Raw genomic sequence first — 14,287 nt, 5'->3', positions numbered from 1 at the left:
GAGCCGCGCCGCATCCGCTGCGCTGACCGCCTCGGCGCTGGGCGCCCGCACGGTCTGCGTCCGGGCCTGCGACGGCTACCTGTTCCCCCTCGGGCGCCTGGCGTCCCGCTCCGACATTCCCCTGCACGAGGCGGCCTGTGCCGCGGCTTGTCCCAACGCCGCCACCAGCCTCTACATGCTGGGTGCGAGGCAGAACGATCTCGACCGGGCCGTCGGTCTCGACGGGCGTCCCTACCGCGCCCTCCTCGTCGCGAACCTGTACCGCACCAAGCGTGTCGAGCAGTGCTCCTGTCAGCCAGAAGGCGCGGCGGCGGCGCCACTCCCGATCGAGCGCGACCCGACCGCACGGGTGGGCGACGTGGTCGCCACCCCATCGAGCGCCCGTGTGGTGGTCTCCACCCGGCCCGGCGGTTTCACGGTGGTGGATTTCCGCGAGGCCGGTCTCCTCTCACCGCGCGAGCGCCGCAGCATCGATCGCAAGATCGACGTCGTCCGGCGCGAGGCCGATGCCCGCGCCGCCGAGCAGGATGTCCGTCAGGCCGGCCGAACGGTCGACCGTGCCCCCCGCATCCGTGTGGCGCAGATGGGCTCCGGCGATGGCACCGGAGGCTTCGGCACCGTCCGGCGCCGGCAGGACGCAGATGCGGGTTTCGCCATCGTCCGCGTCGTGGTGTCCTCGCCCTTCACCCGCTGACGTCGCCCGCCGCCGTCACTGCCGACCGGGGCTTCCGTTGTGGCTCGCCCCGCGATGGCTTAGGGGCGAACACGAGTGTGATCGTTCCAGGTACCGCATGACCAAGACCAGCGACGACGGCGACCCTGCGGTGGATCCGAACTTCGACGGGGCGGCGCCGGCCAACGGCGAGACGGTGAGCCTGTCGCCGCTGGTGCGCCGGCGGATCTGTCCCAACGCCAGTCCGTTCACCTCGAGCGGCACCTGCAGCTACATCGTCGGCCAGGGCGAGGTCGCGATCATCGATCCCGGTCCCGCCGATGCCGCTCACGTGGCGGCGCTGGTCGCGGCCATTGCCGGCGAGCGGCTCACCGCCATCGTCGTCACCCACACCCACCGCGACCACTCGCCGGGCGCCCGGCTGCTGCAGGCGGAGACGGGCGCGCCCATCGTCGGCTGCGGCCCGCATCGCGCCGCCAGAAACCTGGCGGAGGGCGAATTCCCGCATCTCGACGCCAGCTCCGACCGGGACCACCGGCCCGACCGCCAGATGAACGAGGGCGACACGCTGGAGGGGCCGGGCTGGACCCTGCGGGCAGTGGAAACGCCGGGTCACACCATGAACCACCTCGCCTTCGCCCTGCCGGAGGAAACGGCCCTGTTCTCGGGCGACCACGTGATGGCGTGGTCCACGACCATCGTGGCGCCGCCCGACGGTTCGATGCGCGCCTACATGGCGTCGCTCGACGCGTTGCGCGGGCGCGACGAGACGATCTACTGGCCGGGCCATGGCGGACCCGTGCGCGATCCGCGCCGCTTCGTCCGTGGCCTCGCCGCCCACCGGCGCCAGCGCGAGAGCGCGATCCGCACCCGGATCGAGGCCGGGGACCGCGATATCCGCTCCATCGTCGGGGTGATCTATCAGGGCCTGAGCGCCCCCCTTCAGGGTGCGGCGGCGCTCTCGGTCTTCGCCCATCTGGAGGATCTCGTGGAGCGCGGGCTCGTCGTCACCGACGGCCCGCCGCGCCTCGACAGCGTCTACAGGCCGGCCTGACACCGGCATCGTGCGTAGGAGTGGGGGTGGCTCCGCTAGCCTCCGCAGCCTGAGGGTCGCCCAACCACCCCACCTCCTCCTCACAAGGGCCGTTGGATTCACGCATTCGCGCGATGGCTGTTCGTTCATCCAAGAGGGTTCGACGGAGGGCGCGACGGGCTCCCTCTCCTTCCGGGATAGGGGACCCGAGCGGCCCGCGAGATGTGTGGATATCGTAGCCCTCGTGGGGAGGAGAGCTGCGTATTCCACGAAATGCGTGGCTATGGAGCCCTTCCCATAAAGGGAGCCCGCGTTTCACCTGCAACCGAACCGAACCGAACCGAACCGAATCGAATCGAATCGAACCGAAAGAGTCGGCCCGACCGCTCACTTGACGGCGATGGCGAGGTTGGCGACCTCGTCGAGATAGCCCCGGATGGTGTCGGCATTGGCGCCGAAATCGCGGTCGCCGATCCGGGAGGCGGAGCGCACGTCGATCCGGGCTCCGTCCGCCCTCGGTCGGACACGGACCGTGATGTCGCTGGCGAGGTTCAGGATGAGTCCGCGCGTCACCGCCTCGATCCGACCGTTGCCGACGCGACCTCCGGGGCGGATCGCCTCCACGATCTGCCATTTGCGGTTCACCGCGGCCTTCCTGGCGAGTTCGAACGCGGCGTTGGCGTCGAGGTCGAGGGTGAGCGGGGCGATCTGCAGATAGGAGGCGCGCTGCGCGATCCGTGCCTCGGGGCCGGGATCGGGGGGATAATGTCCTTCGCGCGCCGCGAAGGCCGCATGCGAGCGTGAGAAGGCGGGCGGGTTGTCGGTATCGGTGGTCACGTCGGTGATGGCGGGAAGCCGCAGGCCGCGCAGCCCGACGAAGACCGGATAACCGAGGGTGATCGCGGCGAGGAACAGGCCGGCGAGAGCGCTTGCCACACCGCGCGCTCCCTCGCGCCAGACCCGGACGAAAGCGAAGACCGCAAAGCCGATCGCGATCACCGCCAGGACGAGGCCGGATGCCAGTGTCACCAGCGCGGGCCCCTCCTCCGCCCTCGGATCGCGCACCAGAACGAGGGCGAACAGGGTGACGAGGACCGACAGGATCGCGGTCCCGCGCGAGAGCGGACCGGCGCGGGTGATGGGCTCCTCGATAAGCGAACGACGCATGATACGGGTGAAATCGCTGTCCGGGAGATCGCCGCGCCATCGGGAGATGGTGCCCGCGCGCCTGAGCCCAAAGCTTTACCGGGCCTCGCTTTCCGACGCCACCCGCGAGATGGCCGCGCTTTCGATGCCGCCCGCTTCTGCTATAGCGGCCTCCACATGAGTCTCACCGCAGCGCCCCGCACCCCCGTGCCCGATGGAGGATCGGAAGACCCGTTGAGGGTCTGGTTCCGCTTTATCCGCCTCAACCGGAGGGTGACCGCCGCGATGGCGGCCGAGTTGCGCGGCCTCGGCCTGTCCATTCCGCAATTCGACGTGCTCTCGACGCTCACCGAACGCGAGGGCCTGACGCAGCAGGATCTCGCCGCGCGCCTCTACGTCACCAAGGGCAACGTTTCGGGGCTGATCGACCGCCTCGTGCAGGCCGGTTTCGTCGAGCGCCACGCCATCCCCGGCGACCGGCGCTCGCACGCCCTCCGCCTCACTCCGGCCGGGACCGAGATTGCGGCTCGCGGCATCGCCGCGCAGAAGGCCTATGTGGCCCGCACCCTCGGCACCCTGCCACAGGACGACATCGCGGCCTTCGAGCATCTCGTTCTGAAGTGGCGCGACGTGGCCCGCGCCGATTCTGAGACCTGATCCCGGATGGTGTGAGGCGCCCTCTCCTCGTCGGGCCGCAGGATGGCGGAGATTCGCCGCACGCGCCAAATCCCCGGGTGGTCAGAGTGATTGACGGATCACCGGGCGTCCTTCGGCCTCGACCTGCGGGTCGATCTGGCGGGCGGCCCGCAGGCCCGCCTCGATCGCGCCTTCGACCCAGCCGGTCTTCAGGCTGGTGAAGTCGCCGGCGAAATGGATGCGGTCCTCCGGCATCGTCCATTCGCGGATCATCCAGCCACCCCCCAGGGGGGGCGAGCCGAAGGAGCCCCTGATCCAGGGCTGCTCGGTCCAGGCGAAGTCCTTCACCGTGATCACCTCGTCGAACAGGTCGGGCATGTCGGCGCGGAACTGATCGACGGTCACCTGAGCCCGCGTCTCGCGGGGGCGGGCCAGGATGGCCTCCGCATTGGCGCCGTTCAGGTAAAAGAAGACGTTTCCATGCGACCCGGTCTCGTTGCCGGTGATGTCGATGACCCGCTCCCAGGGGCGGTCACCGCCGGCCATCGGCCAGCCATGGACGTTCTTCGAGAGCCACGAGGGTGTCTTGGTCTGGACGATGACCTTCACGGTCTTGTCCCATTCCATCTCGGCGAACATGCGCCGCTTGGCCTCCGACCAGCCGGGTTTCACGTCGATGCCGCCGAGGACGCTGAAGGGGATCGTGGACACGATGGCGTCGCCGGAGAAGTCGCGGCCGTCGCGGGTGCCGACGCGGACACCGCCGCTGGTCTGCTCGATGCTGACCACCTCCGCCTTCAGGACGATGTTCGCGGGGCCGATGGCCCCCGCCAGGGCCATGGGCAGGCGGTTGTTGCCGCCTTCGATGCGAAACACGTTCTGGTCGCCGAAATGATAGGCGAGGTCGGGAATGGCACCCAGGGCCTGCGAGCGGCTGGTGAAGGTGCCGCCATGGGCATCGAGGAGCTGGCAGAAGGCATCCGATGCACCGACGCCCTTCACGAGGTCGCCCACCGTCACGTTGTCGTAGCGGGCCAGGGAATCCGGGTCGGGCCAGCGGGAATCGAGCACAGAATCGGTGTCGAGCCCCGCCCTGTAGAGATAGCGGTTGAGGCTCGTCGCGACGCTGACGTTACGCTCCTCCCGGGAAACGGCCCAGGGCCAGTTGGCGAGGTCGGCGCCCGTGCCGGTCTGCCCGCCGATTATGTAGCGGGGAAGACCGTCGTTGAGGCTGAGGAGCGGCAGGTTGAAGCGCCGGACGTAGCTCAGCACATAGGGCATGTTGGATCGGAAATGCCCGCCGCCGGCCTCCGTGAACTGTCCGTTCTTGAGCGGAAGGGAGAGGAGCCTGCCGCCGATGCGGTCCTGATACTCGATGACCGTGACGCGGTGTCCACGGCGCAGGAGTGCCAGCGCCGCCGTCAGCCCGGACATGCCGGCACCGAGGACGAGCACGTGTTTTTGGGCCTTGCCGGTCTGCCCGAGGGCGGGTGAGGCGACGAAGGGCAGCGCCGCTGTGAAGGCCGTGCCGGCGACGCCACGGAGAATGTCGCGCTTCGTCGGAGCCAGAGGGCCGCCGGCTTTGAAACCGGCGCGGTCGTCACGGATCATCGTCGGGTACTCACCGGAAAAGCAGGGAAGGTGGCGCAATGGCGAGGCATCTTCGATGCGCCATCGCCCCATTGTTGTCGCGCCATCGCGCGGCCCTTAGGGACGGCGCATGGCGCAACCAAGGGCCTCTCGATGGCGGTCGGGAATGTGGCCGTGTACCGGTAAAAATTCCCCTTCCATCCGCCTCGGGACGCCCCCCGAGGGCGCTTCCTAATCGACGATCCGGTCGAGCAGGGCGGCGAGATCGCCGATCGATGCGATCACATGGTCTGCCAGCGGTGCCATGATCTCGCGTGCTCCCTCCCCCAGGGGGCCGCTCAGGACCGCGATGGTGACGGCCCCGGCCGAGCGGCCGGCGACGAGGTCATAGGGGGAATCGCCCACCATCGCGATCCGCCCCGGCGCGACGTTAAGATGCGTCGCGAAGGCGCTGACCATGCCGGGTTCCGGCTTCGATCCGTGGCCGGAATCGTAACCAGCGACGTAGGTTAGATGCGGTGTCAGGCCGAGAATATCGGCCTGCGCCCGGGCCGAGGCTTCGGCGTCGTTGGTGGCGATTCCGAGGGCGTAACCCGCATCGGCGAGACGCTGCGCGGTCGCCGCCGGATCGCCGATGGGACACAGATGCGCCAGCCCTTCGCGGCGGAACAGCCGGTCCATCTCCCCGTAGAGGTCCGGTCCCGCCGGGCGGCCGAGCACCTTTGCCCAGATCGGGCCATAAGCGGCCGAAGAGCCCGCGATGAGGGGGGACGTCGGCAGGAAGCGGCGCTCCTCTTCGACGTAATGGCTTACCGCCATCAAGTCTTCCAGTCGGACGCGGTCGCCCCCGGAAAGGTCATCCATGACCGCATACGCTGCCGGACCCCAGGTCCGGTCGAAATCGATGAGGGTGCCGTCTTTGTCGAACAGGATGCCGGCGAGACGGCGTGGCGTCGTCACGGTCAAGCGCCGGCCCTCACCTTCTCGACATCGAAGACGCCGGCGCGATCTCGCCGCACGATCCTGTCGCCGGGCTCGAACACGCCCAAGGCCACGTCACGGTCCGGCAGGATGACGGTGGTGGATGTGTTTAGATGGACGAGGACGAGCCTGTCCTGCGCCAGCGATGCGGTGGCCCAGCGCCGCAACTGTCCGTAATACGGCTCGCGCCGCCAGGCGTTAGGCTGGCCGGGGTCGACTTGGACGTTCATGTTCTTCGTCACCGGGTCGAGGGCGAGCACCATCTTGGCTTTCTCCGGCTTCCACTCGGCGCCGAGCCAGGCTTCCGTCATCCAGAGGCAGTGGAAGGCGCGGCAATGGTCCGGCCGTGTCGGATGGATGGCGCAGCCCTTGCCCTGCCTGGTGTGGCGGCACCATTGACCGGCGACGCTCTCCACCGCCGGGACGTCGTAGACCTTGCAGCACAGGGTGCAGGTTCCGCAGGAGCGGCCGGGCGCCGGATGGGCCACGAAGGTTGCGGGATCGAGCATGGTCCTGACGTTCCGTGCGGGCGCTGCGGTGACGGGATGGGTTTGTGAAGGCGCGCCGGGTCGCTAATGTGGCATCGCATGAACACGGGGCCGAACCGGCCCGCTTCCACAGGTAACGGCAGGCCCATGCTCTCGAACCTCGCGACCCGCGACGTCGAAACGCTGATCCATCCCTACACCAACCTCTCCACCTTCCGCGAGACCGGCCCCCTTGTGCTGGAGCGCGGCCACGGAGTCTGGGTCTATGACAGCGACGGCCGGCCCTATCTCGAAGGCATGGCCGGCCTGTGGTGCACGGCGCTGGGCTATTCCAACGAGGAACTGGTGGAGGCGGCGAGCGAGCAGATGTCGCGCCTGCCCTTCACTCACCTATTCTCGGGCCGCAGCCACGATCCGGCGATCGAGCTCGCCGAGACCCTGAAGGAGCTGATGCCGATCCCGACATCGAAGATCTTCTTCACCTCGTCGGGCTCCGAGGCCAACGACACCCAGGTGAAGCTGACTTGGTATCTCAACAACGCGTTGGGCCGCCCCGCCAAGAAGAAGATCATCTCGCGGATCAAAGGTTATCACGGCGTCACGGTCGCCACGGCCTCGATGACCGGCCTCACGGCCAACCATGCGGATTGGGACCTGCCGCTGCCGGGCTTCCTGCATGTGGGCTGCCCGCATCATTACCGCTTCGCCGAGGCCGGCGAGACGGAGGAGGCCTTCTCGCAGCGCCTCGCCGACGAACTCGAGGCCCTGATTCTCCGCGAGGGGCCGGATACCGTCGCCGCCTTCGTGGCGGAACCGGTGATGGGTGCGGGCGGAGCCATCGCCCCGCCGGCCGGCTACTTCGCCAAGATCCAGGCCGTGCTCGACCGCTACGACGTGCGCTTCATCGCCGACGAAGTGATCTGCGGCTTCGGGCGCCTCGGCACCTGGTTCGGCTCCGAGGCACTTGGAATGCGACCCGACAGCCTGTCCTTCGCCAAGGCCGTGACATCGGGCTACATGCCGCTGGGCGGCATCAGCATCGACGAGCCGCTCTACAAGGCTCTGGTGACGCAGAGCGCCAAGCTCGGCACGTTCGGCCACGGCACAACCTATTCCGGTCACCCCGTCGCCTGCGCCGTCGCGCTGAAGACCATCGAGATCTACAAGCGCGACCGCATCGTCGAAGGCGTCGCCGAGAAGGCTCCTCATTTCCAGGCAAGGCTCTCGGCTCTGGCCGACCACCCCATCGTCGGGGAGGCGCGCGGACTCGGTCTCATCGGCGGCCTGGAGATCGTCGCCGACAAGTCATCCAAGCGTCAGTACGAGCCGAAAGCCGGCGTCGCGGCCCGCTGCGTCGCCTTCGCGCAGGCCGAGGGTCTGATCGTCCGGTTCCTCGCCGGTGACCGGGTCGCGGTCTGCCCTCCCCTGGTCATCTCGCACGACGAGATCGACACGCTGTTCGACCGCCTCGGTCGTGCTCTCGACCGGACCGAGGCTTGGATCGCGTCGGAAGGTCTCAACGCAGCGCTTTAGAGTGCCTCACAAAACTCCCGATCACGATCGGTTCTCGCTCCACGCACGACAGCGCAGCGGGAGTTTTGTGAGAGACACTCAGAGCGGCGCTGCCACAGAAAAGTCCAGATCTTTCGCGCCGCAAGGAAGGTCAGATTGCGTTGCGGAATGGTATTTTTTATTTTTCCAATATTGCTTGTGTGTGTCACAAGACACGCAGCGCGGCGAGATGAAACTCTACCCTGGTAAAGTCTCGCCTATCCTTAAGCTCCCGTTCATGATCCTTCGCCGCATATGGATCTCGTGCCGCACAGCGCCGGTCCGGGTCGAACCTCTTGCGGGTGCCCGAGAGACTGGCGTGATCGTCAACCAGACAAACGAGGATCTGGTGGCGTTCCGACACCGTGAAACAGGACCCGTTCCCATGTCCCGCCCCGAACAGAACCAGCGCGCAGCCATGTCGTCGACGCCCCGTGCGTCCGGTCTGGTAACCGATCGCGAAGGTTTCCGCCCCGTGGCACTACCCGCCCTTGCCGCAGCGGTTCACGTCTCGGCGTCCGCTGCGAAAGAGGCGGCCCGGAAGATTGCCGCCCGCCGGCAGCTCTCCCGCTTCCAGCACGAGGATGCGCCCCTCGTCTGAGGCTTTTTCCTCCCGACCGAACGCCTCATGGCCAAATCGTGCGACCAAGCCTTCACGGGCTTGGTCAATCAGGTTCGATCATCGGAAGCTCGATCACCGGAACTTGGCTGTACCGGATTTGTGACCCCAGGGCGATGAAGCCGCATCGGCTATGCGGTCGAGGACGATGACATGCTGATCCTGCCGACGAGACGGCAGTTCCTGACCGGGATCGGTGCGAGTACGAGCCTCGTGGCTGCCACGGGCGCTTATGGCTTCGTGATCGAGCCACGCCATCGACTCGTGGTGACGCGCTACGCTCCCTCCCTCCCAGGCTGGACAGAGGGATTGACGCTACGAGTCGCCGTCCTCGCGGATTTCCACGTGGGCGAACCGACCATGCCGCTCGACCGGATCGCCGAGATCGTCGATGCGACCAACCGGCTTGAGCCCGATCTCATCCTGCTTCTGGGAGACTATCCGTCCGGCCCCAGCGTGACCACGCGCAAGGTGCCGCTCGTCGAGTTTGCACGGGTGATCGGGGGGCTGCGAGCCCCGCTCGGTGTCCATGCCGTCCTCGGCAACCATGATTGGTGGGATGACGAAGTCGCGCAGGCGAGACGGCGCGGGCCTGTGGAGTCGCAACGCGCGCTGGAGGCACGCGGCATTCCAGTGATGGAGAATACGGTTCTCAGGCTGGAGAATGACGGTCGCCCGTTCTGGATTGCCGGGCTCGGAGATCAGGAACCGTTCCTGCCGCGGGGCGATCGGCGCGGCCGCGACGATCTGCCCGGCACCCTGGCGCAGGTGACCGACGAGGCTCCGATCCTCCTTATGGCGCACGAGCCCTACATTTTTCCTACCGTTCCGGGGCGTGTCTCGCTGACCCTGTCCGGGCATACGCATGGTGGCCAGGTTCGGATCTTCGGCCTCTCGCCGCTGAGCCCATTCGCGCGCGGCAAAGATCTGACCTACGGCCATGTCGTCCACGGCGGACGGCATATGATCGTCTCCGGCGGCTTCGGCGTCAGCCGTGTCCCGATCCGGATCGGGGTGCCGCCGGAAATCGTCCTTCTCGAACTCGGGAGCGTGGCGCCGCCGACGTCGGTCGAGGCAGCGCCGCCCGCCTGACGGAGCGCTACTTCTTCGCGCCGATGCTCACGGTGCCTTTGGTTGAGGGGGCCGCGGCGATCGTCTTCACGACCGGCTTCTTCGGCTTCTTCGCTTCGCGGCCACCGCGTGGTTTCTCACTCGCCATGATCGTCTCCTTGGATCGTCGGAACACGAGCATGCCACGGATTCGGCGGCAGGCGACATGAAATCGCGCATCGGCATTGATGGCGGCTCACAGACCCCCGCGACCGGGTGGCATTACCGGGATCGCGTCGGCGATGGAGATCCCGGTCGGATCGATGCGGCAGCGATGGGCATGGATCTCGACCCCGCCCGCAGCCGCCCTGGCGAAGGCCCGGTCGAAGGCCGGGTCGAGGTCCCGCGCCACGTCGAACCGCTCGGCCTGCATCTGCACCACGATGATCAGCATCGCCCGGCCGCCCTGAGCGACGACCTCCGTCAGCTCGTCCATGTGCCGCGCGCTGCGGGCGGCGACGCAATCGGGAAACTCGGCGAGGCCCGGCTCGCGCAGGAGGTGACAATTCTTCACCTCCACGTGGCAGGGCGGCAGCCCCTCGCCCGTGGCCAGGAAATCGACTCGGCTGGCACGACCGTAGCGCACCTCCGGACGTAGCGAACCGTATCCCGCCAACGGCGGGAGACGACCTTCGGCGAAGGCCTCGGCGACGAGGGCATTGGGCCGCATGGTGTTGATGCCCACCCATTGCGGACCGCCGGGGAGGTCCGCCTCCACCAGTTCCCATGAAAAGCCGAGCTTGCGCGCAGGGTTGGTGGAGGCGGAGAGCAGGACGCGCGATCCGGGCACGACGAGGCCGAGCATGGCGCCCGGATTGGCGCAATGCGCGGTGACGAGGCTGCCATCCGCCAGTTCGATATCGGCGAGGAACCGCTTGTAGCGCCGGACGAGCCGGCCCTCGATCAGCGGTGCTGCGAACTTCATTTGGTGGAACTCCACATCCGAGCGGGTGCCCCGCCCCTATCAGCAGCCTGCCGGCCGGACCAGGGAGCCGCCATGGTCAGGTGGGCATCGTCGCGCTACGTCGTCGTCATCGCCACGCGACCGCCACGGATTCCGATGACAGACCCCGCTCCTTCCCCCATCACCGCCGCGATCCTCGTCATCGGCGACGAGATTCTGTCCGGGCGGACCAAGGACAAGAATATCGGCACCATCGCCGATTACTGCACGGCCATCGGCATCGACCTGCGCCAAGTCCGCATCGTCCCCGACGAGGCCTCGGAGATCGTCGATGCGGTGAACGCATTGCGGACCCGCTACACCTATCTCTTCACCACCGGGGGCATCGGTCCCACCCATGACGACATCACTGCCGATTGCGTGGCGGCCGCCTTCGGCGTGACCATCGATGTCGATCCACGAGCCAAGGCCATGCTGCTCGAGCGGCACAAGCCGGAAGACCTCAACGAGGCCCGGCTCCGCATGGCGCGTATTCCGGCCGGTGCCGATCTCATCGCCAACCCGATTTCGAAGGCGCCTGGCTTTCGCATCGGCAACGTCTTCGTCATGGCCGGTGTGCCGGCGATCATGCAGGCCATGCTGGATGAGATCGGCCCCACCCTCGCGACGGGAGCGCGCGTCCTGTCGGAGACGATCGAGGCCGGAAACCTGCCTGAAGGCAACTATGCATCGGGCCTCGGTGAGATCGCGAAGGCGCACCCCGGCGTCTCCATCGGGTCCTATCCTTCGATGACGCAACAGGGTTTCGCCAATCGGATCGTGGTGCGCGGCAAGGATTCGGATGCGGTGGCCCGAGCCCGGGTCGAGATCGCCGACCTCGTGGCGCAATTGAAGGCCGCCGACGGCAAGGCATGACCGTATCGAGGTCGGGACCACCGGCAGCGAGACCGCGCGCACGGAGATGAATAATGCCCGAGCGGTCGCGCACGCTCCGGTTCAGCGGCTCGATGGCAGGATGATCCCGTGCCGCAACCCCATGGCGGGAGCGGTCCTCTCTCCGGAGACGTTCCGTGCCCGTGAAACCGCTATCATTCCTCGCTAGGCTTCGTATGACGCCGGTCCTGTGCGGATTCGTGGTCGTCGGCCTCTGCAGCCTACCCGCTGTCGCCGCCGATTTCCCCGATCCTTATGGACCGCCCCGTGATTTCCCCGCCGAGCGGCGGCTCCCGCCTCCTGTGGAGGATTTCGGCCCCGAGCGCGGGGCGGCCCGGCTCATCGAGCCGTGCCGGGTCGTGGTCCGGCGTCGGATCACGCCCGATGGGGAAGAGATCGTGAAGCGGGTGACGATCTGTGAGGAGCGTTCGGACCGCTTCCGGCCCGAGCCGGATCGCGGATACGGCGAGGCGAGGCCCTTGCTCCGACCCCCGCTGCCGCCCGGCGACATTCCATTCGTGGATGAAACTCGCCCCGGGCGGGGAGCCGATCACGGGGAAGATCGCCTGGAGGAGCGCCCGGCGGACGGGCTCGCCGGCGACGAGCGCCTGTCCGACGAGCCGCCGTTGGAAGAGCGCGGACGCGGCCCGCGCTACTGAGGCGGTCGCGTCGGGCTTTGAGGTATCAGGCCCGTACGACGGGCCGGGCCTTCACGGCTGCGGCCAGCGCCTTCAGCTGGCGGTTCAGATCCGCCAGTTCGTTGAGGGCGATGGTCCGGTGGCCGTCCTTGACCGCACGCTCGATGTCGGCGACCTGCGCTGTGGCCATGCGCTTCAGTTCGGCGGCGAGTTGGTCCCGGGTCATCGGCGCTCCTGTCACGGCTCGGGGTGATGGGACCGTGATAGGGCCCGCATGCTTAACCGACGGTGTTCATCGGGTGCGGCGCACCCAATGAACCGTGCCCGTCATGCGGTCTTACGTCCGCCAGGGATGCGCGGGCAGCTCGGTGGCGCCGACCGTGCTGGCACCGGCGAGAGCGACGGCGTGGTCGTTCTCCACGCTGGAGCCGCTGACGCCGATGGCGCCGGACATCTCGCCGTCCTGGTCGACGATCGGGATGCCGCCGGGGAAGGTGATCAGGCCCTCGTTGGAATGCTCGATGCCGAAGAGCGGGCCGCCCGGCTGCGACAGCTGGCCGATCTGCCCCGTCATCATGCCGAAGAACACGGAGGTCTTGGCCTTCTTCTGGGCGATGTCGATGGAACCGACCCAGGCCCCGTCCATGCGGTAGAACGCTTTGAGGTTACCGCCGGAATCGACGACGGCGATACACATCTGGGTGTCGAGCTCCACCGCCTTGGCGCGGGCGGCCTCGATGGCCTTGTGGGCGTCTTCGATGGTCACATGCATGATGGTTTCTCCCTTGTCGGTCGACGAGATCGGAGCCGTTTGGCCGTCTTCGCGTAGCGGAAGCGAGTGGCCCCGGCGCCTGTTCTCACGGCGACACACCGTGAACGATAGGACATTTCGGGCCTAAAGCGAGGACGGCCGCCCCTTTCGGAAGCGGCCGTCCTGCTCAGCGATGTCTACGAAGCGAGCGGATCAGCTGGCCGACATCGCGTTGGCCTTCTCGATCAGCGCCTCGGCCATACGGATCGAGGCGATGTCGATGAGGCGGCCGTCCAGCGAGACGGCGCCCTTGCCGGCCTTGGCGGCCTCTTCCATGGCTTCGAGGATGCGGCGGGCCTTGGTGACTTCGGCTTCCGACGGGGTGAACACCTCGTTGGCGAGGTCGATCTGCGAGGGGTGGATCGCCCACTTTCCTTCGAAGCCGAGGGCGGCGCAGCGGCGGGCGGCGGAGGTGTAGCCGTCCGGATCGGAGAAGTCGCCGAACGGGCCGTCGATCGGACGCAGGCCGTAGGCGCGGCACGCGATCAGCATGCGGTTCTGGGCGAACAGCCACGGGTCCTGCCAATGGGTCTCGCGGTTGCCGGCCTCGTCCTTGTCGGTGAGCACCGAGAAGTCCTTGTTCACGCCGCCGATGACGGTGGAACGGGCGCGGGTAGAGGCGGCGTAGTCGGCCACACCGAAGGACATGGCTTCCAGGCGCTTCGACGAGGTGGCGATCGCCTCCACGTTGGCCATACCCAAAGCGGTCTCGATCAGCACCTCGAAGCCGATCTTCTTCTCGCGCTTCTTGGCCTGCTCGATCTGGGTGGTCAGCACGTCGATGGCGTAGACGTCGGCCGGCACGCCGACCTTGGGGATCAGGATCATGTCGAGGCGCGGACAGGCTTCGACGATGTCGACCACGTCGCGGTACATGTAGTGGGTGTCGAGACCGTTGATGCGGATCATCATGGTCTTGGTGCCCCAATCCAGGTCGTTGAGCGCCTGGATGATGTTCTTGCGGGCCTGCTCCTTATCGTCGGGGGCGACCGCATCTTCGAGGTCGAGGAAGATCACGTCGGCCTTCGAGGAGGCGGACTTCTCCATGAAGGTCGGGTTGGAGCCGGGAACGGCGAGTTCCGAGCGATGGAGGCGCGGGGTCGCCTGCTGGATCAGGGTAAAGCTCATCGGGGAATCCTTCCTTGTTTGGTTTCGTTGCGGGTGGTGAGGCCGC

General features: G+C 67.4%; 16 protein-coding genes. 8 read left to right on the top strand and 8 right to left on the bottom strand.

Features of this window, described 5'->3' with window-relative positions:
- Both FV220_RS01820 and FV220_RS01815 read left to right on the top strand, forming a co-directional pair.
- Positions 1-694 (top strand): DUF2865 domain-containing protein (locus FV220_RS01820; RefSeq protein ID WP_147829260.1); only part of this gene is annotated, 694 nt, incomplete at its 5' end.
- A 97-nt stretch (positions 695-791) separates the two neighbouring features.
- Positions 792-1,727: an MBL fold metallo-hydrolase gene (locus FV220_RS01815; protein ID WP_147829258.1), complete on the top strand. Its 936-nt coding sequence runs from the start codon at positions 792-794 to the stop codon at positions 1,725-1,727.
- Between the two features lie 366 nt (positions 1,728-2,093).
- Here FV220_RS01815 and FV220_RS01810 read toward each other — a convergent pair whose 3' ends face one another.
- Entirely contained in the window at positions 2,094-2,873 is a 780-nt protein-coding gene (locus FV220_RS01810; protein ID WP_018042417.1) for a DUF1499 domain-containing protein, read from the bottom strand.
- 156 nt (positions 2,874-3,029) lie between these two features.
- On the opposite strand from FV220_RS01810, the gene FV220_RS01805 reads away from it, so the two are divergent.
- Positions 3,030-3,509, top strand: a complete 480-nt coding sequence (locus tag FV220_RS01805) for a MarR family transcriptional regulator (RefSeq protein ID WP_056146026.1) — start codon at positions 3,030-3,032, stop codon at positions 3,507-3,509.
- A gap of 81 nt (positions 3,510-3,590) precedes the next feature.
- Here FV220_RS01805 and FV220_RS01800 read toward each other — a convergent pair whose 3' ends face one another.
- The 3 genes from FV220_RS01800 to FV220_RS01790 all read right to left on the bottom strand — a co-directional run bounded on the left by FV220_RS01800 (position 3,591) and on the right by FV220_RS01790 (position 6,568).
- Entirely contained in the window at positions 3,591-5,099 is a 1,509-nt protein-coding gene (locus tag FV220_RS01800) for an NAD(P)/FAD-dependent oxidoreductase (protein ID WP_147829256.1), read from the bottom strand.
- Between the two features lie 210 nt (positions 5,100-5,309).
- Entirely contained in the window at positions 5,310-6,038 is a 729-nt protein-coding gene (locus tag FV220_RS01795; protein ID WP_246689352.1) for an HAD family hydrolase, read from the bottom strand.
- Positions 6,039-6,040: 2 nt separating this feature from the next.
- Complete coding sequence (locus FV220_RS01790) at positions 6,041-6,568, bottom strand: hypothetical protein (RefSeq protein WP_147829252.1); 528 nt, start codon at positions 6,566-6,568, stop codon at positions 6,041-6,043.
- 126 nt (positions 6,569-6,694) lie between these two features.
- Here FV220_RS01790 and FV220_RS01785 point away from each other — a divergent pair, with 126 nt between their 5' ends.
- The 3 genes from FV220_RS01785 (at position 6,695) to FV220_RS01775 (ending at position 9,809) form a co-directional block, all read left to right on the top strand.
- Positions 6,695-8,080 carry an aminotransferase gene (locus tag FV220_RS01785; protein ID WP_018042412.1) on the top strand — a complete coding sequence of 462 codons (1,386 nt, stop codon included), beginning with the start codon at positions 6,695-6,697 and terminating at the stop codon, positions 8,078-8,080.
- A gap of 337 nt (positions 8,081-8,417) precedes the next feature.
- Entirely contained in the window at positions 8,418-8,699 is a 282-nt protein-coding gene (locus tag FV220_RS01780; protein ID WP_147829250.1) for a hypothetical protein, read from the top strand.
- 171 nt (positions 8,700-8,870) lie between these two features.
- Entirely contained in the window at positions 8,871-9,809 is a 939-nt protein-coding gene (locus FV220_RS01775) for a metallophosphoesterase (protein ID WP_147829248.1), read from the top strand.
- A gap of 214 nt (positions 9,810-10,023) precedes the next feature.
- On the opposite strand, the gene sfsA is transcribed toward FV220_RS01775, so the two are convergent.
- Entirely contained in the window at positions 10,024-10,752 is a 729-nt protein-coding gene (gene sfsA, locus FV220_RS01770; RefSeq protein WP_056146011.1) for a DNA/RNA nuclease SfsA, read from the bottom strand.
- 135 nt (positions 10,753-10,887) lie between these two features.
- On the opposite strand from sfsA, the gene FV220_RS01765 reads away from it, so the two are divergent.
- Both FV220_RS01765 and FV220_RS01760 read left to right on the top strand, forming a co-directional pair.
- Positions 10,888-11,646 (top strand): molybdopterin-binding protein, encoded by a 759-nt coding sequence (locus FV220_RS01765; protein WP_056158627.1) that lies wholly within the window; start codon positions 10,888-10,890, stop codon positions 11,644-11,646.
- Between the two features lie 194 nt (positions 11,647-11,840).
- On the top strand, positions 11,841-12,323 hold the full coding sequence (locus tag FV220_RS01760) for a hypothetical protein (RefSeq protein ID WP_147829246.1): 483 nt from the start codon (positions 11,841-11,843) through the stop codon (positions 12,321-12,323).
- Between the two features lie 25 nt (positions 12,324-12,348).
- On the opposite strand, the gene FV220_RS01755 is transcribed toward FV220_RS01760, so the two are convergent.
- The 3 genes from FV220_RS01755 to FV220_RS01745 all read right to left on the bottom strand — a co-directional run bounded on the left by FV220_RS01755 (position 12,349) and on the right by FV220_RS01745 (position 14,241).
- Entirely contained in the window at positions 12,349-12,528 is a 180-nt protein-coding gene (locus tag FV220_RS01755; RefSeq protein WP_018042405.1) for a hypothetical protein, read from the bottom strand.
- Positions 12,529-12,639: 111 nt separating this feature from the next.
- Positions 12,640-13,074, bottom strand: a complete 435-nt coding sequence (locus FV220_RS01750; protein WP_056146002.1) for a heme-binding protein — start codon at positions 13,072-13,074, stop codon at positions 12,640-12,642.
- A 192-nt stretch (positions 13,075-13,266) separates the two neighbouring features.
- Complete coding sequence (locus FV220_RS01745) at positions 13,267-14,241, bottom strand: CoA ester lyase (RefSeq protein ID WP_018042403.1); 975 nt, start codon at positions 14,239-14,241, stop codon at positions 13,267-13,269.
- Positions 14,242-14,287 lie beyond the last annotated feature (46 nt).

It is taken from the genome of Methylobacterium sp. WL19 (assembly GCF_008040005.1).
Lineage (GTDB): Bacteria > Pseudomonadota > Alphaproteobacteria > Rhizobiales > Beijerinckiaceae > Methylobacterium > Methylobacterium bullatum.
This window is presented reverse-complemented; position numbering and strand designations above follow the sequence as displayed.

Bases quoted from the DNA above. Each gene is read 5' to 3' on its own strand.
- FV220_RS01745 (WP_018042403.1), bottom strand. From the start codon at position 14,241: ATGAGCTTTACCCTGATCCAGCAGGCGACCCCGCGCCTCCATCGCTCG.
- FV220_RS01815 (WP_147829258.1), top strand. From the start codon at position 792: ATGACCAAGACCAGCGACGACGGCGACCCTGCGGTGGATCCGAACTTC.
- FV220_RS01760 (WP_147829246.1), top strand. From the start codon at position 11,841: ATGACGCCGGTCCTGTGCGGATTCGTGGTCGTCGGCCTCTGCAGCCTA.
- FV220_RS01755 (WP_018042405.1), bottom strand. From the start codon at position 12,528: ATGACCCGGGACCAACTCGCCGCCGAACTGAAGCGCATGGCCACAGCG.
- FV220_RS01790 (WP_147829252.1), bottom strand. From the start codon at position 6,568: ATGCTCGATCCCGCAACCTTCGTGGCCCATCCGGCGCCCGGCCGCTCC.
- FV220_RS01765 (WP_056158627.1), top strand. From the start codon at position 10,888: ATGACAGACCCCGCTCCTTCCCCCATCACCGCCGCGATCCTCGTCATC.
- FV220_RS01775 (WP_147829248.1), top strand. From the start codon at position 8,871: ATGCTGATCCTGCCGACGAGACGGCAGTTCCTGACCGGGATCGGTGCG.
- FV220_RS01805 (WP_056146026.1), top strand. From the start codon at position 3,030: ATGAGTCTCACCGCAGCGCCCCGCACCCCCGTGCCCGATGGAGGATCG.
- FV220_RS01800 (WP_147829256.1), bottom strand. From the start codon at position 5,099: ATGATCCGTGACGACCGCGCCGGTTTCAAAGCCGGCGGCCCTCTGGCT.
- FV220_RS01810 (WP_018042417.1), bottom strand. From the start codon at position 2,873: ATGCGTCGTTCGCTTATCGAGGAGCCCATCACCCGCGCCGGTCCGCTC.
- FV220_RS01750 (WP_056146002.1), bottom strand. From the start codon at position 13,074: ATGCATGTGACCATCGAAGACGCCCACAAGGCCATCGAGGCCGCCCGC.
- FV220_RS01785 (WP_018042412.1), top strand. From the start codon at position 6,695: ATGCTCTCGAACCTCGCGACCCGCGACGTCGAAACGCTGATCCATCCC.
- sfsA (WP_056146011.1), bottom strand. From the start codon at position 10,752: ATGAAGTTCGCAGCACCGCTGATCGAGGGCCGGCTCGTCCGGCGCTAC.